Source organism: Streptomyces sp. NPDC044719 (assembly GCF_056433405.1).
Map to the genome: position 1 here is coordinate 1,342,861 of NZ_JBWKHE010000001.1, position 20,205 is coordinate 1,363,065.

The 20,205-nt window shown below is 72.5% G+C and carries 16 protein-coding genes; 2 read left to right on the forward strand and 14 right to left on the reverse strand.

What is annotated here, in order from left to right:
• The first annotated feature begins 57 nt into the window (after nucleotides 1-57).
• The gene (locus AC07DF_RS06300; protein ID WP_478967373.1) at nucleotides 58-1,497 is read left to right on the forward strand and encodes a gamma-aminobutyraldehyde dehydrogenase; all 1,440 of its coding nucleotides are present in this window, start codon (nucleotides 58-60) and stop codon (nucleotides 1,495-1,497) included.
• Nucleotides 1,498-1,557: 60 nt separating this feature from the next.
• Here AC07DF_RS06300 and AC07DF_RS06305 read toward each other — a convergent pair whose 3' ends face one another.
• The 12 genes from AC07DF_RS06305 to AC07DF_RS06360 all read right to left on the reverse strand — a co-directional run bounded on the left by AC07DF_RS06305 (nucleotide 1,558) and on the right by AC07DF_RS06360 (nucleotide 15,756).
• The gene (locus AC07DF_RS06305) at nucleotides 1,558-3,384 is read right to left on the reverse strand and encodes an NADase-type glycan-binding domain-containing protein (protein ID WP_478967375.1); all 1,827 of its coding nucleotides are present in this window, start codon (nucleotides 3,382-3,384) and stop codon (nucleotides 1,558-1,560) included.
• Nucleotides 3,381-3,947, reverse strand: a complete 567-nt coding sequence (locus AC07DF_RS06310) for a phage tail protein (RefSeq protein ID WP_478967377.1) — start codon at nucleotides 3,945-3,947, stop codon at nucleotides 3,381-3,383. Before AC07DF_RS06310 ends, AC07DF_RS06305 begins: the two co-directional genes overlap by 4 nt.
• Complete coding sequence (locus AC07DF_RS06315; protein ID WP_478967379.1) at nucleotides 3,947-5,908, reverse strand: putative baseplate assembly protein; 1,962 nt, start codon at nucleotides 5,906-5,908, stop codon at nucleotides 3,947-3,949. The genes AC07DF_RS06310 and AC07DF_RS06315 overlap by 1 nt, the downstream gene beginning before the upstream one ends.
• Entirely contained in the window at nucleotides 5,908-6,348 is a 441-nt protein-coding gene (locus AC07DF_RS06320; RefSeq protein ID WP_478967381.1) for a GPW/gp25 family protein, read from the reverse strand. The genes AC07DF_RS06315 and AC07DF_RS06320 overlap by 1 nt, the downstream gene beginning before the upstream one ends.
• 79 nt (nucleotides 6,349-6,427) lie before the next feature.
• Nucleotides 6,428-8,311, reverse strand: coding sequence for a VgrG-related protein (locus AC07DF_RS06325; RefSeq protein ID WP_478967383.1), 1,884 nt, complete (start codon nucleotides 8,309-8,311; stop codon nucleotides 6,428-6,430).
• Nucleotides 8,311-9,036 (reverse strand): CIS tube protein, encoded by a 726-nt coding sequence (locus tag AC07DF_RS06330; RefSeq protein WP_478967385.1) that lies wholly within the window; start codon nucleotides 9,034-9,036, stop codon nucleotides 8,311-8,313. The genes AC07DF_RS06325 and AC07DF_RS06330 overlap by 1 nt, the downstream gene beginning before the upstream one ends.
• A 17-nt stretch (nucleotides 9,037-9,053) precedes the next feature.
• A complete protein-coding gene (locus AC07DF_RS06335; RefSeq protein WP_382496833.1) occupies nucleotides 9,054-9,476 on the reverse strand; it encodes a phage tail protein in 423 nt (140 codons plus the stop codon).
• A gap of 16 nt (nucleotides 9,477-9,492) precedes the next feature.
• Complete coding sequence (locus AC07DF_RS06340) at nucleotides 9,493-9,945, reverse strand: extensin (RefSeq protein ID WP_478967387.1); 453 nt, start codon at nucleotides 9,943-9,945, stop codon at nucleotides 9,493-9,495.
• A 3,018-nt stretch (nucleotides 9,946-12,963) separates the two neighbouring features.
• The gene (locus AC07DF_RS06345) at nucleotides 12,964-13,122 is read right to left on the reverse strand and encodes a DUF6760 family protein (RefSeq protein WP_382496829.1); all 159 of its coding nucleotides are present in this window, start codon (nucleotides 13,120-13,122) and stop codon (nucleotides 12,964-12,966) included.
• Nucleotides 13,119-13,661, reverse strand: a complete 543-nt coding sequence (locus AC07DF_RS06350) for a hypothetical protein (RefSeq protein WP_478967390.1) — start codon at nucleotides 13,659-13,661, stop codon at nucleotides 13,119-13,121. Before AC07DF_RS06350 ends, AC07DF_RS06345 begins: the two co-directional genes overlap by 4 nt.
• Nucleotides 13,661-14,104, reverse strand: a complete 444-nt coding sequence (locus AC07DF_RS06355) for a phage tail protein (protein ID WP_189728071.1) — start codon at nucleotides 14,102-14,104, stop codon at nucleotides 13,661-13,663. The genes AC07DF_RS06350 and AC07DF_RS06355 overlap by 1 nt, the downstream gene beginning before the upstream one ends.
• Nucleotides 14,105-14,160: 56 nt before the next feature.
• On the reverse strand, nucleotides 14,161-15,756 hold the full coding sequence (locus AC07DF_RS06360; protein WP_478967392.1) for a phage tail sheath subtilisin-like domain-containing protein: 1,596 nt from the start codon (nucleotides 15,754-15,756) through the stop codon (nucleotides 14,161-14,163).
• Between the two features lie 279 nt (nucleotides 15,757-16,035).
• Here AC07DF_RS06360 and AC07DF_RS06365 point away from each other — a divergent pair, with 279 nt between their 5' ends.
• Nucleotides 16,036-17,436, forward strand: coding sequence for an RICIN domain-containing protein (locus AC07DF_RS06365; RefSeq protein WP_478967394.1), 1,401 nt, complete (start codon nucleotides 16,036-16,038; stop codon nucleotides 17,434-17,436).
• A gap of 15 nt (nucleotides 17,437-17,451) precedes the next feature.
• Here AC07DF_RS06365 and AC07DF_RS06370 read toward each other — a convergent pair whose 3' ends face one another.
• Both AC07DF_RS06370 and AC07DF_RS06375 read right to left on the reverse strand, forming a co-directional pair.
• Nucleotides 17,452-19,455, reverse strand: a complete 2,004-nt coding sequence (locus AC07DF_RS06370) for an ATP-binding protein (RefSeq protein WP_478967396.1) — start codon at nucleotides 19,453-19,455, stop codon at nucleotides 17,452-17,454.
• Nucleotides 19,452-20,144, reverse strand: a complete 693-nt coding sequence (locus AC07DF_RS06375) for a Pvc16 family protein (RefSeq protein ID WP_478967398.1) — start codon at nucleotides 20,142-20,144, stop codon at nucleotides 19,452-19,454. The genes AC07DF_RS06370 and AC07DF_RS06375 overlap by 4 nt, the downstream gene beginning before the upstream one ends.
• Nucleotides 20,145-20,205: the final 61 nt, after the last annotated feature.

Here is a 20,205-nt window from a genome sequence, read left to right on the forward strand (position 1 = left end):
ACCTGGCGACTAGGGTGGGTGTCTCAAGTACTGGACATCCGAACTGGAGGGCCGGCAGTGAGCACCGAGCTTCGTCGTCTGCGCAACTACATCGGCGGTGAGTTCCGGGACGCCGCCGACGGACGGACCACCGAGGTGGTCAATCCCGCGACGGGTGAGGCGTACGCGACCGCTCCGCTGTCCGGGCAGGCGGACGTGGACGCCGCGATGGCGGCGGCCGCCGAGGCCTTTCCCGGCTGGCGCGACACCACGCCCGCCGAGCGTCAGAAGGCACTGCTGAAGATCGCGGACGCCTTCGAGGAGCGCGCCGAGGAGCTGATCGCGGCCGAGGTGGAGAACACGGGCAAGCCCATCGGGCTGACCCGCTCCGAGGAGATCCCGCCGATGGTCGACCAGATCCGCTTCTTCGCGGGTGCGGCGCGGATGCTGGAGGGCCGCTCGGCCGGCGAGTACATGGAGGGCCTCACCTCCATCGTCCGCCGTGAGCCGGTCGGTGTGTGCGCGCAGGTCGCGCCGTGGAACTACCCGATGATGATGGCCGTGTGGAAGTTCGCCCCGGCGCTCGCGGCGGGCAACACCGTCGTCCTGAAGCCGTCGGACACCACCCCGGCCTCGACGGCCCTCATGGCCGAGATCATCGGCTCGATCGTCCCCAAGGGCGTCTTCAACGTCATCTGCGGCGACCGCGACACCGGCCGCATGATGGTCGAGCACGACACCCCGGCGATGGCCTCCATCACCGGCTCGGTGCGCGCCGGCATCCAGGTCGCCGAGTCCGCCTCCAAGGACGTCAAGCGCGTCCACCTGGAGCTGGGCGGCAAGGCGCCCGTCGTGGTCTTCGAGGACACCGACATCGCCAAGGCCGTCGAGGACATCTCGGTCGCGGGCTACTTCAACGCCGGCCAGGACTGCACCGCCGCCACGCGCGTGCTCGTCCACGAGTCCATCCACGACGAGTTCGTCTCCGCGCTGGCGAAGGCCGCGTCCGAGACGAAGACCGGCCAGCCGGACGACGAGGACGTGCTGTTCGGCCCGCTCAACAACCCCAACCAGCTCAAGCAGGTCGAGGGCTTCATCGACCGGCTGCCCGCGCACGCGCGCGTGGAGGCCGGCGGCAAGCGGGTCGGCGACAAGGGCTACTTCTACGCGCCGACCGTCGTCTCCGGCCTGAAGCAGGACGACGAGATCATCCAGAACGAGGTCTTCGGCCCCGTCATCACCGTCCAGTCCTTCTCCGACGAGGAGCAGGCCGTGACGTGGGCCAACGGCGTCGAGTACGCGCTGGCCTCCTCCGTGTGGACCAAGGACCACGGCCGCGCGATGCGCATGTCCAAGAAGCTCGACTTCGGCTGTGTGTGGATCAACACCCACATCCCGCTGGTCGCCGAGATGCCGCACGGCGGCTTCAAGAAGTCCGGCTACGGCAAGGACCTCTCGTCGTACGGCTTCGACGACTACACGCGGATCAAGCACGTGATGACGTCGCTGGACGCGTAGTCACCCCGGTCGGGCTCGACGGCCCCGGACGGTCGGTTTCCGTCCGGGGCCGCCGCGCGCTCAGGTGCTGTTCGCGCTCGACGGGCCGAAGAACTCGATCTCCGCGACGGCGACCTGCTTCTTCGCCGAGATGCCGTGGGCGGACTCGATGGTGAAGCGGACGGCGGTGACCTCGCCCACGCGGAAGGCACGCCGCTGGGGGCCCGCGCCCTGGTCGAGAGTGATCTGACGGGTCGTCTTCTTGCCGTCGGCCCCCGTGATCGTGACCTCCAGGCGGTGCGGGAGCGCCGACTCGCGGAGCTTGTCGGGGCGGATGGAGACGCCCGGCGTGATGATCAGGTCCAGGAGCCGGGTCGGCCGGTCGAACCGGGCCTCCACCCACTGGCCCTTGCCCGACTCGGAGACGCCCGGGCCCCACCAGGTGTCGTTGAGCTTGTCGAAGGCCAGGTCCGGCTTGTGGCCCGGGAAGGAGCGGGACGCCGCGTAGCGGTCCGGGGACACCTCGGCGCGCTTGGCGAAGTGGTCGCGGGTGGCCTGGACGCCCTGGGGGATGTTGATCACCAGAACGATCAGCAGGGACAGCACGATCACGATGCCCAGCCAGGACAGGACGCGGTCGAAGGCACGGCGCAGCCGGGGGCGGTCGCCCGCCCACGGGGCCTCCTGGCTGCCGAACGGGCCAAGCCGCCGCCACCAGGGGAGCCGGGCCGGGCCGGCCGGGCCGTCGCCGGCCATGGGCATCGCGCACCGGGCGCAGAAGTGCCGCTCGGGCCGGTTGCGGGTGGCACACCACGGGCAGGGGGCGCCGCCGTCCATGCCCTGTTCCTGACCGGGGGCGCGTACGGCCTGCGGGCGCTGCGGTTCGGGGCGGCCGGGCAGGACCGGGGCGACGGAGGGGTGCGGGCCGGGTTGGGGTTCGGGGTCGCCGACCGGGATGAGGAGGCGGCGGGCGCGGTCGGTCATGCCGGGCGTGGGGCCGTCGGCGGGATGCGGGGTCCCGGTGGCCGGGCGGACGGGTTCGGTGGGGACGGTGTCGTCCGAGGGCCGGGGGGCCGGGGAGGCGGTGCCGGGTGCGGCGGGTTCGGTGGGGACGGTGTCGTCTGAGGGCCGGGGGGCTGGGGAGGCGGTGCCGGGTGCGGCGGTGGCGTCGCGGTGAGAGGTGGTTCCGGGGCCGGCGGTCGTGTCCGGGTGCGCGGTGGTGCCGGGGCCGGCGGTCGTGTCCGGGTGCGCGGTGGTTCCGGGGCCGGCGGTCGTGTCCGCGTGCGCCGTGGTGTCGGGGCGAGCGTGGGTTTCCGGGCTGACCGCGGTGGTGTGGCGCGTGCCGCTGTGGTCGCCGTGCCGGAGGGAGCCCGCGCGGGAAGCGGCCTCGCCGGTGGCCGGGTCGGGTGGGCCGGAGGTGGTGGAGGCCGTGCGGGCAGCGCCTTGCCGCGTCGTCGTGCCGGTGCCGAGACGGTCGCGAGGTGTGCGGGCCAGACCCGCCCCGCCGTCCGGCCGGGCGAAGGCGTCCCAGCCGGGCTCGGGCGAGGACGACGCGGGGGCGCCGCCCGGCTCACCGTCGGGCCTCGCATGGCCGGAACGCTCCGAAGGCCCCGGGCCTCCGGCGGGCTCGGCCTCCCGGGGTGGCTTGCCGGACTCGGGCTCCCCGGCGGGCTCCGAGGTCCGGGAGAACGCGGTCGGCTCGAAGTCTCGGGCCGGTCCGGGCGGCTGGGACGCCGGGGCCGGTTCCGAGGGCCGGGATGCTCCGGGCGTCTCGGCGGCCCCGGTGGCGCGTGGCCCGGTGCCTGCCGGGCGGTCCGTCCAGCTCAGTACCGCCCCGCAGGCGTCGCAGAAGGACTGGCCCGGTTCCGCGCGGGTGCCGCAGTCGGCGCAGTTCTGGGGGGTTGTCATGTCTCCCGGGTCCTTTCGGCGGGGGCACCGGCGGTCACCTGGACCGTGTACGGCATATGAGCGGGGCGGGCGGCGGACACGAGGGTCTCCAGGCGGTAGCGGTCCGCGGGGGTCGGGGCGGGAAGCCGTAGGTGGACGTGCAGACGGGGGCGGGGCGCCCCGGGAAACGGGCCGAGCGGCCGGGCGCTCCACGCGGCGCCACCGCTCTCGGTGATCTCGGGCACCACGCCGAACGCCAGCCGGACCGCCTCCGACAGCCCGCGCCGGGTGCCGCGGATGCGGTGCAGATACGCGGCGGCGGCCACGGCCGCCCGCAGCCGGGCCTCGGGTTCGTCGCCCGCGGTCTCCGCGCCGACCCAGCTCCCCAGCCACTGGGCGAAGTCGAGCGGGGCGAGGGACGGTCGGAAGTAGGTGTCGAGACAGTCCAGCACGCTCAGGACCGGGGCGATCACGTCGTCCAGTCCGGCGACGAAGCGCTGGGCCAGGTCGTCGTCGGCGAACACCGCCGGCAGCATCGTGCCGATCGGCGAGGAGGTTCCGAGGCCGTCGATCGAGCCCCGCATCAGGAACCGTCTCCGATCACCCGGACGCGGTGGTCGAACGAGAACACCAGCGACGGCGCCGACAGATCGATCCGGTCCGTCGGCTCGCCGCGCTTGCCGGTGAGCGGGTCAGCGGGGTGCAGGACCACCTCGTCGACCAGCTCCACCCCCGGTACGCGTTGCAGCACCGCGAACACCTCCCCGGCCTGGACTGGCCGCCCGAACGGCCAGCCGGTGCCGTCCGTGCCGCCGGTCAGCGGATCGAGGTGCCGGTAGAGGGCGTCGTGGGCCTCCCGGCGCACCCGGTCGGTGTCGACACCCCGGAAGGCATGCACCGTGGCCACCACGGTGACGCCCTGGTAGTACGGCGGGCCCACCGCCAACCGGGTCCCGATCAGGCGCCGTTCGTCCAGATGCCGGGTGATGCGGTCCAGCAGCGCGTCACCGGGCACGAGTTGTTCGAAGCGCAGCCGGCCGCCGGGGTCCGGCACGGCCTGCGGCACGACCAGCACCCGTACCGCGTAGGCCCCGTGCTCGCCCTCCTCGCCCTCCAGGCACGTGATGCGCGCGGTCTCCGGGGCGGCGCGGCGGGCCAGCTCCTCGTAGTCGCGCAGCGTCACGGCACGCTCCTGGGCGCGCAAGGTGATCGGGGCCCGGACCTTCGCCTCCTCCACCGTCTCCCCGTCCACACCGCCGCGCGCGGCCTCGCGGTTGACGACCTCGGAGACGTACGGGATGGAGGTGCGCAGGACCTGCACGGCACCGCGCGCCACGTTGCCCGCGCGGCCGCCGCCCGTGCGGTAGCGGCGGGCCCGGACGGGTGCTCCCTTGGGGGCGACCAGCCCGTACTGCCGCAGGGACCCGTCGGGTTCGCGCACGGCCGGGCCGAAGGCGATCTCGCCGGTCGTGGCGTCGAGGGTGATGTGCCGGTCGTACGGCCCGGAGCCCGCGAAGTTCGGGACGACCCGCCAGTCCGTCCAGCCGTCGTGCTCGGCGGTCTGCAGCAGCACCGGCGGGTCGTCGCCGACCACGGGTGCGTGCGCCAGCCGCAGCCGCTGCCCCGGCAGCCCGGTGGACTCGCCGAGCGCCTCGTCGTACACCGTCTCGGCGTGCACCGTGGCGGTCGTGCCGCCGATCGTGAAGGCCTCGGCGGCACGCACGGTGGGCGAAGTGGTGTAGAAGGGCTGGTTCGGCCGGGGTTCGGTGACCCGGCAGCGCAGCCAGCCCGCCTCCTGGCCGGCGTTGCGGGACAGCACATGCCCGCCGGGGACGTGCAGGACGACCTCGCCGGGCCGGTTCAGACCGCCCGTGCCGTCCCGGTCGACCTCACAGGGCTGCCAGCCGTCCGCGGTCCACGCCTCCCACACCAGCGGCGGCTGGCGCGGGTCCACGCCGACGCCGTCCACCCGGCTGTCCAGGTCCAGGGCGACCGCGCAGTGCGGGACCGCGGCGGTCAGGCCGAACAGCACGGCATCACCGGGGCCGGGCGACTCGGCGAAGCACAGCAGGTCCTTGTCCTCCTCGGCGAGGTCGGAGGTCCGGTCGGCCATCGGCTCACCCCGGTGCTGCACCAGCAGATGACGCAACGCGCAGGGCACCACCGTCAGTTCACGCTCGGTGGCGAAGACCACCGCCTCCTCGCTCTCGGTGCGCAGCGTGGCGACCTCCGTGCCCACCGGCACCCACACGGCCTCCTCCTGCGGGGCCGACAGCCAGAACGTCACCTCGGTGCGGGCCGCGGACGGTGGGAACAGGGTGATCCCGACGAGGTCCAGGAACGCCAGGTGGTTCTTCTCCGGCACCCGGTTGAGCCGGTAGACGATCTGGTCGGCCATGTGGGCGACCGTCTCGACGAGGGTGACACCGGGGTCGGAGACGTTGTGGTCCGTCCACTCCGGGGCGCGCTGCTGGATGTAGCGCTTGGCGTCGTCGACGAACTGCTGGAAGCGGCGGTCGTCGAGGTTGGGGGAGGGCAGTGCCATCAGAGGTCGCTTTCGGGGGCGGCGCCCGCGCCGGGGGCGTCGGGCTCGTCGTGGGACGGAATGACGTAGAAGGGGAAGACCAGGCTGCGCGGGTTGTTGGTGCCGCGGATCGAGTACCGGACGTCGATGTAGAGGACGCTCTGGTCGGTGCCGGCGGTGACCTCGACGTCGTCGACCTCGATACGCGGCTCCCAGCGATCCAGGCTGGCGTACACCTCGTGCTGGATACGGCCCGCGGTCTGCTCGTTGACCGGCGCGAACACCAGGTCGTGGATCGCGCAGCCGAAGTCCGGCCGCATCGGCCGCTCGCCCGGAGCGGTCGACAGGACCAGCCGGATCGCCTCCTCGATCTCCCGCTCCCCGCTGACCAGGGCGATGCCGCCGGTCGGCCCGATGCGCAGCGGGAACGACCAGCCGGAGCCGACGAACTGCTCGGCCATCAGAACCACACCTCGTCTTCCATGGAGACGGTCATGGGATCGGTCACGGGATCGGTCACGGGATCGGTCATGGGGTCGGTCACGGGATCGGCATCGGCACGGGGATGGTCTTGACGCCGAACACCGGCGACCCGATGAGGGTGGTCGGAGCCTTGATCATCGTGTTGGCGAGCGAGTTGATCTGCACGGTGCCGACGCCGGTGAGGTTCGCGACGCCCTTCGCGTCCAGGTTCAGGGCGCCCAGCGCGTTCACGCTGACCACCCCGCCGCCCTGGATGCTGAGCGGCCCGCCGCTCTTGAGGGTCAGGCTGCGCCGGGCGCTGAGCATGAGATCGCCGCCGGACTCCACCGACACCGACAGGCTGCCCTTGATCGTCACCGAGCCCTTGCTGTCCACGATGATCTCGGTCTTCGTCCGGTCCAGGTTGATGACCAGCTGCTTGTCGCCGGAGGCCAGCCGGACCCCCTGCTTGCGCAGGCCGGTCTTCTGGCTGAGCAGGTCCATCCGGTTGCCGTCCCGGTCCGAGACGGTGTGCCGGCTCGCCTTCTTGCGCACGGTGTCGTGCAGCGGCACGTCGTTCACCGGCGTCGGCTTGTCCTTGCCGTTGTAGAGCCCGCCGATGACGAAGGGATGGTCGAGGGCTCCCCGGTCGAACGCCACGAGCACCTCGTCGTTGACGTCCATGGGGAAGATGCCACCGCCGCCGAGGCCGCCCCACTGCACGGTCCGCGTCCAGTCGCTGACATAGCTGTCGTCCAGCCAGGGGAACTGCAACCGGACTCGCCCCTGCTTCAGCGGGTCGTTCACATCGGTGACCAGGGCGTTGGCCACGCTCGGCAGCCGCGGCGCGCTCTCGGCGCCGCCGGAGGCGAGCCCGTACAGCGACCGCCACTGCCGCCCGCTGACCGTCACCCACGCCTCGTAGTGCCTGCCGTCGCCGAAGACATGACGTACGGACGTGGCCGTGTACTTGCCCTCGAAGGGCTGCCCCACGTCCGAGAGCGTGACCGGAACTCCCGGGCGCAGCTTGGGATTTCCGCGGGCGACGACCTCCATCTCGGCGAACGAGGAGGTGAGGTCGTCGGCGAGGGCGTCGGCGGCGAACTTCACCTCGTTCTGCCGGTCGTACGGGGTGCTCGTCTCGACCAGCTTGGCCGGTTTGAACTTGCCGGCCGCCGCGCCGGGTGTCGTGCCGATGCCGATGCCCGGGTTGTCGGTGGCGGGTGCGGTCGCCGTCAGCTTCTTCTTCGTCGTGACGTCCCAGCCCCGCGACTCGACCTTGCCCACCTGGTCGGCTGCGGTGACGGCGGACCGCAGCCGCAGGATGTCGTGCCCGGCCTGGAGCACGAACGGGCTCCGGTCGCCGTCGGTCTTCGGCGAGGGCGCCCCGGACGACGGCTTCGGCTTCACGAACTGGAACTTGCCGTCCGCGTCGACGGACATCACCATCTCGTTCTCGTCGGCGAGCCGGGCGAGGAAGTCCCAGTCGGTGACGTTCGACTGGCTGATGAACTCGTACACCGTCTTCGTCGACTGCACCCGCCCCACCGGCACCCCGCCCTGCGCGGCGAGCTTGCGCGCGATGTCCGACGCGCTCTGGTTGCGGTAGGCGGCCACCCGGCGGCGCCGCAGCAGCCGGTGCCCGAGGTCGTAGCCGCGGATCACGGTGAAGGTGCCGGTGCCGTCGTAGTCGGCCTCCAGACCCGTCACCTCGCCGGTCAGCAGCGGGTCGGCGGCGCCCTGGCCGTCGGACACCGGCGCGATGACCACCGGCGTGCCGAAGGTGACCTTCAGATCGCGCAGGAGGATCCGGTACGGGTCCCGGAACGTCAGCCGGAACGCGGCCGGTACCCCGGCGCCCTGGTCGACGTAGCTGTCGACCAGCGCCCGGGCGAAGTCGGGCGGCAGCTTGGCGCCCCCGAGCTTCACCTCGACGACGTTGGAGAACGCGGACTGCACCATTACGGACGTACCTCCTCGGCGGCGGGCAGCACCAGTTCCGCACCGGCCGGCAGCCGGGACGGGTCGTCGATGCCGTTGGCCTCGGCGATCGAGCGCCAGGCGGCGGCGTTGCCGTACTCCCGCCAGGCCAGCGACTGCAGCGAGTCGCCCGCCACGACCCGGTGCACGCGCTGCGCGGTGAGCGCGCCCGACGTCGGGTTCTGTCGCTTGGTCTTGCTGGGGATCTCGTGCAGCTGGAGCCGGCAGGTGGCGCGGATGGGCACGCCGGTCGTGCCGAAGAGGGAGTACGTCGCCTCCACGGAGCTCACGTACGCCGTGAACCGGGCCGTGGAGAACGACCCCCACTGGAACACCACCCAGGGCGGCGACGGCTGCTTCGCGGCGATGCTGGCGTTGGTCACCTCGCAGCAGGCGAGCAGCGACTCCACCTTCTTCAGCACGGTGTTGCCGGCCGGCTTGGCGGAGGAGTCCAGGAAGATCTCCACGCTCATCTCCCGCGCCTCGGCGCCCATGAACTCCGGCAGGGAGCCGTCCCGTTCGATCTGCGCGGGTGTCGACTTCCACTGGGCGCGGCGGGTCAGGGAGAGCTGCGCGGGATTGAAGTCGAAGCCGAAGGTCTTGATGATCCCGCCCGGGGTGGTGCTCTTTCCGACGGGGGGCTCGTGGATCGCGAGCGCCGCCCTGACGAGGCTCTTCCCGGCGCCCTTGCTGCTGGCTCGTGCCATGTCTCTGTGCCGCCCTTTCAGTCCGTGAACCCGTGGTGGGCGATCTCCAGGACCTCGGTCGCCACGGCCGGGTTGGCGGGGTCCAGGCTGGGACCGCTCCAGCTCACCGGCAGTACGTCGATCAGCCCCCAGCGGGCCACCTCCGAACCGTCCGCGCGCAGCGCCGCGATCTGGGCGGTGGGCCGCTTGATCCCCGTCTGCACGGACGAGATCCACTTGGCCACTTTCGTGGTGTCCGGGGTGAGCGGGCGGGTCAGCCGGATCGTGGAGAAGGTGACACGGGTGGGCAGCTGCCAGACGAAGCCGTTGTTGCCGCCCTCCTGGCGCTGCTCGACCTCCACCTGGGACGACAGCCCTTCGCATCCGTTGAAGTAGCCGAGGCTCTCACCGTCGATGCTGAGGGTGAACCAGATGGTGGAGCCCGGGTCCTGGCGGGACATCGAGGGCCTTTCTGTGTCAGTGGCGGGGGTCGCGGAGTCTGCCGATCCGCTCGCGGTCCATGCGGAGTTCCGTGCGGATCAGCCGGGTGATGCGGCCGATGAGGCGGTGGACCAGTTCGTCGAGCTGGAAGTCGGTGAGCTCACGGGGGTCGAAGCCGCCGTTCGGGATCTCTGTGTAGGTGGGTGGGGGTGGTTGGTTCGCGGTTGCGGTTGCGGTTGCGGATGCGGTTGCGGATGCGGACGTGGATGCGGTTGCGGATGTGGGTGCGGGTGCGGATTCCGAGTACGGGGGTGGGGGGTTTCGGTGTGGCGCGGCGGGTGTGTACGGGGGTGGTGCGGTCTGGGTGGTGAGGGTGTCGGCGATGGTGGCTGCCGCGGCTGCCGCGAGGGCGCCGGTGGTGTTCTTGGGGGTGTTTCTGGGGGTGTTCTTGGCGGTGGGCTTCGGCTTCTTCCAGAAGCGCTGGACCACGGGGAGGGGGGAGGCGGTGGATGGGGTGGTGGGGGTGTTGGCGGCCGGGGGTGTTGGTGCTGGGCTCACTGGGGCGCCCAGTGGGGAGTGGCGGGGTGTGGTGGGGAGCGGGGCCGGGGTCGGCTGCTGGGGTGAGGCGGTGGGCTGCCGGGCGATCGGTGCGCCGAGGCCGAGGTGGGGGGTGTGGCGTGTGGCGGTGGTCTGTGCGGGGCCGGTTGCCGTGGGGCGGCCGGTCGAGGGGGTGGTGGGAGGGAGGGCCGCTCGCTGGACGGTGCGCACTGACGGTGGAGCGACGGTTGCCTCGGCAGAGGGGCGTGCGGGCGGGGTGACGTGGGGCGGCTGCTGCGGTTCGGGGGGCGTGGGGGAGTGCGCGATGCCGGTGGTTGCCGGGGTAGGCCTGTCGGCAGGCGGGCGTGGTGGTGTGGCCTTGTTGTCGGGCTGGGGGTGGGGGTGGGGCGGCCTGGCGGGGGTGGCTTGTTGGCGTTGGATCGTGGGGGCCAGGCTGGTGCTGGTGTGGGCAGGCGTGTGGGGTGGTGAGGCGGGGGCGCCAGGTGGCGGTGTGGGGGTGTTGGTCGTCGGGTGGTTGTCCCGGCCGGGTGTGGGTGCGGTGTGGCCGGTGGGTGACGTCGTAGCGGCGTCGTGGGTCCGTCCGGTGCCCGGGGCGGTGGGTGAGGGCTGCGGTCGGGTGGGGGTGGCCTGTTGGCGTTGTACGGACGGGATCGGTGCGGCTGCGGCTGCGGCTGCGGCTGCGGCGTCGGCCGTGCTGTGCGGGTGCGGGGACTTGCCCGGTGTCGACGGAGTGTCCGCACTGCCGGACTGGGCGGGCCGGGCGGACTGGGCGGGCCCTCGAGCCCCGGCCGGTCCTGACGGCGGCGTCACCGCATCCGGCCGGGGCACGGACCCCTTCGGCTGCGTGAGTGCTGCCTCCGCAGCCGAGCTGTTCGTCGTACGCCTCGTGGTGGCCGGGCTCGAGGGGAGAGCGTGGCCACGTTCGGTGGTGTCCGGGGCGTCGCCGTGGCCGGCGTCGGCAGGGCCGGTGACCGCGCGCTGGACAGGGGCCGTGGCTGCTCGGCGGGGCGCGGGTGTGTCAACTCCCGGCGTCCGCCGGGCCGCTGGGAGTATCCGTCGCTGTACGGGTGCCCCTCCTGCCCGCGTCCTCGTCAGGGAGTCGGGCCGGGACGGCAGGCTTGGCGGAACGGGCGTCACGTGGAGGCCGGGAGCGGGGAGCGGTGCGGCGAACTCCTCCCTGACGGGCGGCGGTATCGGAGACACCACGGGAACTGCCGGAGCAGGCGGAGTGAGGGGAGCGGTCGAAGGGGCGGTCGCAGCACGTGCGACTGCCGGGGCCGACAGCGACCCGCCATCCGAAGGTGCGGAGCTATCCCTACCCAGCCGCTGGACTTCGGGAGTGTGCGTACCGGCAGCCCCGGCGACCCGGCCGGCCTCCGCGCTCGCGGCAGGCCCCGAGGTCATGTGGGCCTCCGCCCCGTCGCCGGCACGCTCCGGGCCCCCAGGGGCGTCTGAGGTCCCGACAGTCTTCGAGGCCCCGGCCCCCGGCGACGCCTCGGGAAGTCCCGAGGTCGGGAGAGTCTTCGGGCCCTTGGCAACTTTCGAAGCCCCGGTACGCCTTGAAGCTCCAGGAGTTCCCGAGGTTCCGGGAACCTCCGAGCCTCCGGCACCCTTCAATGCCCCGGGAGCCCCGGAGGCCTCAGCATCCGTCGGTGCCCCGGAAACCGTCGAAGCCCGGGGGGTCTCTGAGCTCCTCTTCGAGGCCGCAGGAGTTTCCGAGGCTCGGGGAGCCTTCGAGCCTCGGGCACCCGCCGGGACCTCGGGAGCCCCGGAGGCCCCGGCACCCTTCCATGCCCCGGGAATCATCGAAGCCCGAGAAATCCTCGAAACCCGGGGAACCTCTGAGCTCCCGGCACTCTTCGAGGCCACGGGAGTTCCCGAGGCTCCGGGAGCCCCCGACGTTCCGGCACCCTTCGATGCCCCGGGGGTCCCCGATGCCTGGGGCATCTCCGAGCTGCGGTCACCCGTTGAGGCCGCGGGAGTTCCTGAGGCTCCGGGAGCCCCCGAGGTCCCGGCACCCTTTGATGCCCCGGTAGGCCACGGGGCCCCGGCACCCGTCGACGCGCCGGGAATTGCCGAAGCCCGGGGGACCTGCGAGCTGCCGTCACTCTTCGAAACCTCCGGAGTTCCCGCGGCTCCGGGAGCTTTCGAGCCTCGGGCACCCTCCGATCCTCCGGCACCCTCCGATCCTCCGGCACCCTCCGATCCTCCGGCACCTCTCAATGCCCTGGGAGCTCCAGAGGTCCTGAGAAGCCCCGAGCCCCTGGAAGCCGTCGACCCCCCGGGCCCCTCCGACCCCGAACGCACCCCCGAGCCCCCCGAAGCTCCAACAGCACCCCCAGCCCTGGCGGGACCGGTGCCAGCTCCGGCACTTGAACTGACACCGCCACCAGCCCGAGCCCCGTTCGACCCCACCGCCCTCGCCGGAATCTCCCGCAACGGCACCGCCCGTGCCCGCTGTACCACCGGCTCCGGGCCGGTCAACGGCAAGGCTCCCGTGGGGCGTTCGAGGCCGAACACCGGTCGGCCCGACGTCGGGTGCGAGAGGTCGCCGAGCAGTGTGTGTGACTGCCCGTTGACGACCGCGGGCGACGCCGTGCCCGCGAAGGACGGGTTCTGCCACGTCGGCAGGCGCCCGCCGAACCCCGCGTCCGCGACCCCGGCCTCCCGCCCGGAGGCCAGAGCCCGCTGGATCGCCGGCAGCCTCGACCAGGCGGCGCTCACCACGGGCCCGGCACTCGTACCGGCACTGTTCGTACCGGCACCATCCGTACCGGCACCATTCGTACCGGAACCCGCACCGGCCGCCGCACTGATGTCCGTACCGGCATCCGCACCCGTACTCGCGGAACCACCGCCCACCGGTGCCGCCTCAGCGGCAGCGACCCGGTCGACGCCGTCGAGCCCGCCGCCCCGCCGTCCCCGCAAGCGGTCCAGGAACCCCATGCCTCAGTCCTCCGCCCCGGCCCGCGTGACCAGGGACGCGATCTCGGCCGTGTAGCGGCGGCGGTCGCGGTGTTCCAGGTCCAGGATCTCGTCCATGCTCCAGTGGAAGTGGTAGGCGACGTACGCGATCTCCTCGTGCAGCCGGTCGGTCGCGTACGTCACGATTCCCCCAGGCGGCTCCCGCCGAGTTCCACTTCGAAGGGCTCCGCGCAGTGCGGGCACTCCACGGCCGCGCGGGTGTGCCCCTCCGCGTTGATCTGGCGGTAGAAGTCCTGCAGGAAGGCGAGGTCCGAGGCGAACATGTTCTCCACGGTCCCGTCGTGCACATTCGGCAGCGTGCCGAGCCGGGTGATCACCCGGCCCAGCAGCACGACCGACAGGAACGCGGGGTTCTCCTGCACCCGTACGTCCCGCAGCGGCACGAGTTCGTCCCGGGCCGTCGACAGCCGCATCACACCGTCGCGGTGGACGGTGCCCGACTCGTCGACGTACCCGCGCGGCAGCTGGAAGGGGAACTCGGTGCGCAGTTCGTACTGTTGCTGCGGCGCGGCCTGTGCCGGGGCCGGGGCGGCGGGCGGGGCCTGCGACTGCCCGGGCCCGGGGACCGCTTCCGGCCCCGTCCCCACCGGCCCCGCCGGCGCCGCGGCGTCGGCGCCGGAGTACATGACCGCGCCGCCGGCCCTGGCAGCCGTACGCCGCATTACTCGATGTCCAGTTCTTCGAACACGATGGTCACGGTCTCGGTGAGCGCCGACGCCTCGCCCGCCTTCACAGTGCTCGTGTCGATCTTGCTGCACCACGCGTTGCGCATGTTGTAGCGCTTCACCGGGTTGCTCTGGTAGTCCATCATGATGATGGACGCGTTCTTGCGGGCCGTGCTCATCTGGCCGGTGATCGACTGGTTGATCCACTCGGTGAACGCGGCCGACTGGGTCATACCGCGGACGACCGTGCAGGTCCCGTTCTTCTTCACGCCCGGCAGGTTCACGACCTTGTTCTGGCCGTTCTGGGTGTTCTGCTGGTACGTGATGACGTCCTGCTCCATGGACAGGCCGCTGACCTCGGCGAGGTACTCGACCATGACGCCGTCGATCTGCAGCCCGAAATTGTGTGAGGTGAGGGAGTCACCCGGCGAAAGGCTCATGTGCTGTTCGCAGTCCTTCTAGGGGGTCTTGGTGGATGGCGGGTGTGCGGCCGGGGCTACTCCTCCAGCTCCCCGCCGCCGCTGGAGAACTGGGCCAGCCTGAAGATCACGAACTCGGCGGGCTTGACCGGGGCGATGCCGATCTCGCAGACCACCCGGCCGACGTCGACCGACTCCGGCGGGTTCGTCTCCTCGTCGCACTTGACGTAGTACGCCTCTTCGGGGCGCTGGCCGAACAGGGCGCCGTCGCGCCACTCGTTGACCAGGAACGCCGAGATGTTGCGCCGGATCCGCGCCCACAGGTTGTGGTCGTTCGGCTCGAACACCACCCACTGGGTGCCGATCAGGATCGACTCCTCCAGGTAGTTGAAGTACCGGCGGATGTTGAGGTAGCGCCAGGCCGGGTCGGAGGAGAGGGTGCGGGCGCCCCAGACGCGGATGCCGCGGCCGGGGAAGGCGCGGATGCAGTTGACGCCGATCGGGTTGAGCAGGTCCTGCTCGCCGCGGGTGATCTGCAGTTCGAGGTCGACGGCGCCGCGTACGACCTCGTTGGCGGGGGCCTTGTGGACGCCGCGCTCGGAGTCGTTGCGGGCCCAGATGCCGGCGACGTGGCCGCTCGGCGGCACCAGCCGGGCGTGGCCGGTGGCCGGGTCGAAGGTCTTGATCCAGGGGTAGTACAGGGCCGCGTACTTGGAGTCGTAGCCGGCGGTCTCCTGGCGCCAGACCCGGATCTGGCGGGCGTTCATGCCCGGCGGCGGGTCGATCACGGCGACCCGGTCGCCCATCAGCTCGCAGTGCGCGATCAGTCCGAGCTGGACCGCCTTGACGGCCTCCAGGTCGATCGCGCCGCGCTGGTAGGCGGCCATCAGGTCGGGGACGGCCACCATGGAGACCTCGTCCACGGCCTCCAGACCGCCGAAGCCGGTGCGGTCGGCGGAGTCGCCGAGGTACTGGGCCGGGCCCGGGTGCGCGGCGTCCGGGTGGTTGTCGGAAGCGGCGGCGGGCGCGGGCGCGGGCGGGGCCGCGAGGGTTACCGTCTGGTTGTCCGGGCGGACCAGCTGCGCGGCCGGCGCGGCCTCGGTGACCGTGATGAGCTTGGAGCGCTCCTTCACCTGAGTGACGACGTAGGTGCGGCCGCCCTTCTTGGCGGTCACGTCGAACGTCTCGACCGGCTTGCCGCCGTCCTTGACGATCAGCTTGAACCGCTCGGCGGGGCCCTCGCCTTCGGGGTCCGCGACCTCGACGCTCAGATCGCCCTGCGCCACGGCGGTGACGGCGAAGGTGCCGAGCTGCTTCGGCTCGCCCGCGGGCAGCGCGGCCGGGGTGCCGCCGGAGCGGCCGGTGACGGCGGCGGGGCCCTGGCCGGCCTCGGCGGGCGCGCCCTCGGTGGAGCCTCCCACGCGGACGACGTACGCGGCGGAACCGCCGTTGTTGAAGAACCCGTAGACGGAGTGCGCGAGGTAGTACCCGTCGGTGAACTCACCGAAGGCCGCCACGTACTGCGTCCAGTTGGTCACCAGTGTCGGCTCGTTCAGCGGTCCGGTCGGCGCGAGTCCGACGAAGGCCGCCACCGACGTCCCCACCCCCTCGATCGGGCGCGAGCCGCTGGCCACCTCCTCGACGTAGACGCCGGGCGACAGGTAGGACGGCATGCTCTGCTCTCCTCGGGGTACGAGACACGAACAGCCCTCACCCTCGCGCGCGCCGGACCGGCGCGGGAACGGCCTCCGGTGCCGAGGCGGGGGCAATCCGGTTGCCCGCAAGGGCAGTTCCGAGGGCGCCCCGTGCCGGTCCCCGCGCCCGGCTCGTCCTGACGGCGACCGGCGCCCCGGCGCCCCGGACCTGAGGGGCCGCGGCGTGGCCCGTTCGGCCCTCCCATCGTGCCCTTTAGCTTCCTGACGCGCTCTGAACACCCCGGCTAGCGTCGCGACGTGAGCCTGTGGACATCTCTGGAACCCGCCTCCGCGACCGTCGACCCGGGCAGCAGCACGCGCGTGCGCCTGCGCCTGCGCAACACCGGTGACGTCGTCGACGAGTACCGCTTCGAACCGGTCGGCCCCGTCGCTCCCTGGACGACGGTCGAGCCGGCGTCCCTGCGCCTCTACCCCGGCACGACCGGCACGGTGGAGCTGACGTTCGCGCCACCGCGTACGCCGGACGCCACGGCGGGCCCGAACCCGTACGCGGTGCGGATCACGCCGACCGAGCATCCCGAGGCGACGACCGTCCCCGAGGGGAACCTGACCATCACGCCGTTCACCGAGGTGCGGGCGGAGCTGGTGCCGCCCACGGTCAAGGGGCGGTTCCGGGGGCGGCCCCGGCTCGCCGTCGACAACGTGGGCAACACCAAGCTGACCGCGTCCCTGAGCGGCAGCGACAACGGCGACGAACTGTCGTACGACATCCACCCGGCCAACGTGCAGATCGAGCCCGGCCGGGCGGCGTTCGTCAAGGCCACGCTGAAGCCCAAGAACATCATCTGGTTCGGGTCGAAGGAGCAGCGGCCCTACACCCTCGCCGTGCAGCGGTCCGGCGCCACGGCGATGCCCGTGGAGGGGACGTTCGTGCAGCGCGGGTTCCTGCCGGGCTGGCTGGCGACCCTCTTCGGGATCCTGTTCGCCCTCGCGTTCACCTTCCTCATGCTGTGGCTCGCCTACAAACCCCCGGTCACCACCAAGGCCGACGCGTCGCCCGTCGGCGCGGGCAGCACCCTCGAGCCGTCCCCGACACCCACCCCGTCCCTGACCTCGGCGCCGCCCCCGTCGCCGACGCCGCAGGAGTCGGAGGCCGGTGCGGGGCAGGGCGGCGGCGGTGGTGCCGCACCGCCGCCGCCCCCCAAGAAGAAGCCCAAGCCCGCGGTGCCGGCGATGAACGTCCTGCTGTACAACCCCACCACCAAGAAGTGCGCGGCCGCCGCCCAGAACAAGGCCGACGCGCCGATCCAGCAGTTCACCTGCGACGAGACCGGGCAGGACAACCAGCGGTGGAACCTCGAGGTGAAGTACGGCAACAAGGGGCCGGGCGGCCACGCGCTCTTCCAGATCCGCAACACCAAGGACCAGCTCTGCATGGACCTGCCGAACTTCGGGGCGGCGCCGGTGCCGTCCGGGATCACCGAGTACAAGTGCGACGGCACGATGCAGGACAACCAGCTGTGGTGGATCGACAAGCAGGAGAGCGGGGCTTACTGGATCCGCAACTACGCCAGCAACAGCAAGTGCCTGGACGTGTCCGGCTACAGCACCGGCGGTGACGGCAGCCGGCTGACGCTGTTCCACTGCTCCAACACGGACGACCAGGAGTGGAAGATCGTCCAGCCCTCGCAGGGCTGACGGCCCGGCCGGCCGCTACCAGGTGCCTTCCCCCGGCACCAGGCGGCCGGCCTTGCGGTACTCGCGGCGGGCGCCCTCCAGGAGGTCGTCCGCCGTGACGTGGCCGCCGCGCCCGGCGGCCAGATACGCGGCGGTCACCACCGCGCTGCGGATGGAGCCGCCCGCCAGTTCGAAGCCGGAGGCCACCGCGTCGAGTGCGATGCCGTCCGCGCAGGGCACGTGCGCGAGGCTGTGCCGCCACAGCGCGAGACGCTGACCGGCGTCCGGGAACGGGAAATCGACGATCAGGTCCAGGCGCCGGGTGAACGCCTCGTCGATGTTGGCGCGCAGGTTGGTGGTGAGGAGGGCGACGCCGTCGAAGGACTCCAGCCTCTGGAGCAGGTAGGCGCTCTCCAGGTTGGCGTACCGGTCGTGCGCGTCCTTCACCTCGGACCGCTTGCCGAAGACGGCGTCGGCCTCGTCGAAGAGGAGTACCGCGTCCGTGCGGTCGGCCTCCGTGAAGATGCGTTCCAGGTTCTTCTCGGTCTCGCCGACGTACTTGTCGACGACGGACGACAGCTGGACGACGTAGAGATCGAGTCCGAGGTCGGCCGCGACGACCTCCGCCGAGAGCGTCTTGCCGGTGCCGGACTCGCCGGCGAACAGGCCGAGGACACCCCGGCCCCGGCCGCCGCCCGCGCTGAGCCGCCAGTCGCCGAGGACCCGGTCGCGGTGGCGGGCGCGCAGGGCGAGTTCCCGCAGCTGGGTCAGGGGACCGTCGGGCAGGACGAGGTCCCGCCAGTCCACGTCGGGCCGGATCCGGCGGGCATGCCGCTCCAGCCCGGAGGCGGACTGCTGCCGGGCGGCGAGGCGCAGATGGGCGGGGGAGAGCGGGGTCCCGTCGAACTCGGCGAGACTCCGCGCCGCACGGGCGGCACGGGTGATGTGGTCACCGGCGAGGTGGTACGGGGCGACGGTGGCGGCCAGGTCGAAACCGGGGTCCCCGCCGAGGGCGGCCGACCAGGCGTCCACCGCGGCCGCGCGCCGTGCGGGTGCCTCCAGGACGAGGGGGTCCTGGTCGCACCACTGGGGGTCGTACGGGCGGGACCCGGTCACCAGTACGGGGACGTCGGTCGCCGCGGCCAACTCCCGGAACAGCCCCGCCGGTTGCTCCGGCAGCCCCGTGACGACGACCGCACGGTCACTCAGCCGGGCCTCCCGCAGCAGGTCCGGGACGCGGTCCTCGGGCCCAGTGAAACGCACGGCCGCGACGCCCGCGGCGCGCAGGGCGGCGACGACACAGGGAAGCCCGTCGCCCTCGCGGCGCTCGCGCAGATACACGGTGACGGGCGGACCGGAGACCAGCAGGGCGGCCAGCCGCCGGGCGATCCGGGCGGCCTCGTCGTCCGGGGCGGGGAGGCCCGTACCGGCTTCCGGCGCGGGCAGCGTCTGCAGATGCCCGGCGAGTGAGGCGTCGGGGGTGTCGTCGCCGAGGAGGTGGGAGACGAGGCGGTCCGGTGCGCGGAGCGCACGGCTGAGGAAGGGGCGTTCGGGGTCCTCCACGGTGAGCAGTCCGAGCGCGGACAGGGGGGCCGCGGGATGCAGCCGGGCCCGTCCCTCGGCCAGGTGGACGGGGATCCCGCACAGATCGAGGGCGAGCGCGACGGTGGCCCGCCGGCGGCTGACGTCGTCGTTGAGGTAGCCGTACAGCGGCTCGAAGGCCCGGTCCAGGTCGGGGGCGAGGGCGATGAGGAGCAGCGCGGTGTCGAGCTCGGTCAGGCGGAGCCGGGCGGCGAGGCGGGCCAGGCGGTCATCGGGCTGTCCGCCGGGGCCGGGGCAGGTGAGCGGCAACGGCTCGGCCGGGCGCAGCAGATGCCGTACGGCCTCCTCCGACAGGTACAGGCCGCGCAGCGGGTCGCCGGCCGTGGGGTCACCGGCGGACCGGTGCTCCACCAGCAGGGCGACCCGGTCCCGCAGTTCGGCGAGACGGGCGAGGAGCGCGGAGGCGGGGCTGTCGGTTTTGGACGTCCGGGTGGTCATGTCGTGCGGTCCGGCCCTCGGCCCCGGCGCGCGGTCCTGCGGGCCTCCCGGGCCTCTTGGGCCGCCGCCACCTGCCGTGCGCTGTGGGCGCGTTCCTCCGTCCGCGGCTGCGTGTCGTCCACGGTGCGGACCCGGACCGCCACGCCCTCGGTGACGGGCGGACCCGCGTCGTACTCGGGGTAGGCCGGGAAGGGAGCGGTGATCACGAGGTCGAGGGACGGCTTGAGTTCGCCGCCGAGCGCGGACCAGATCTCCGCGAGGGAACGCGACTCGGTCTGGGTGCCGGCCACGGACAGCGGGATCGTCATGCCCAACGCGCCCAGGGAACCGGGCAGTTCCGAGGCGGAGATCAGCTCACGCGGGATCAGCGTGGCCAGCACCGCGGACAGCAGCCGGTGTTCGTCCTGGGGCTGCTTCGTCCACGCCGTCACCAGGTACGACAGCCGGAACCAGCGGGGCGGCTGCCGGTGCTTGACGACGAAGTCCCGATCGTCGTGGACCGGGACATGGCCCCGCTGCCGGCGGGCGACGTCCTCCCGGATGTCGTACAGATAGGCGTTGATCGTGGGCGCGTTGCGGCGTGCGGCCCAGTCCCGGGTCGGCGCCTCGAGGGCGACGTCGATGCCGGAACCGGCCAGTGCGCCGCCGCCGAGCAGGTTCTTGAGGACCTCGTCCACTTCGTGGATCACCGCTGTGCTCCCGCTTCCGCCCTGCCGTGCCGTGCTCGTCCCCGCGGGGGCACCTGCCGCC

Coding starts and splice junctions, on each gene's coding strand:
- AC07DF_RS06305 (WP_478967375.1), bottom strand. CDS start 3,384: ATGACAACCCCCCAGAACTGCGCCGACTGCGGCACCCGCGCGGAACCG.
- AC07DF_RS06310 (WP_478967377.1), bottom strand. CDS start 3,947: ATGCGGGGCTCGATCGACGGCCTCGGAACCTCCTCGCCGATCGGCACG.
- AC07DF_RS06315 (WP_478967379.1), bottom strand. CDS start 5,908: ATGGCACTGCCCTCCCCCAACCTCGACGACCGCCGCTTCCAGCAGTTC.
- AC07DF_RS06320 (WP_478967381.1), bottom strand. CDS start 6,348: ATGGCCGAGCAGTTCGTCGGCTCCGGCTGGTCGTTCCCGCTGCGCATC.
- AC07DF_RS06325 (WP_478967383.1), bottom strand. CDS start 8,311: ATGGTGCAGTCCGCGTTCTCCAACGTCGTCGAGGTGAAGCTCGGGGGC.
- AC07DF_RS06330 (WP_478967385.1), bottom strand. CDS start 9,036: ATGGCACGAGCCAGCAGCAAGGGCGCCGGGAAGAGCCTCGTCAGGGCG.
- AC07DF_RS06335 (WP_382496833.1), bottom strand. CDS start 9,476: ATGTCCCGCCAGGACCCGGGCTCCACCATCTGGTTCACCCTCAGCATC.
- AC07DF_RS06350 (WP_478967390.1), bottom strand. CDS start 13,661: ATGCGGCGTACGGCTGCCAGGGCCGGCGGCGCGGTCATGTACTCCGGC.
- AC07DF_RS06355 (WP_189728071.1), bottom strand. CDS start 14,104: ATGAGCCTTTCGCCGGGTGACTCCCTCACCTCACACAATTTCGGGCTG.
- AC07DF_RS06360 (WP_478967392.1), bottom strand. CDS start 15,756: ATGCCGTCCTACCTGTCGCCCGGCGTCTACGTCGAGGAGGTGGCCAGC.
- AC07DF_RS06370 (WP_478967396.1), bottom strand. CDS start 19,455: ATGACCACCCGGACGTCCAAAACCGACAGCCCCGCCTCCGCGCTCCTC.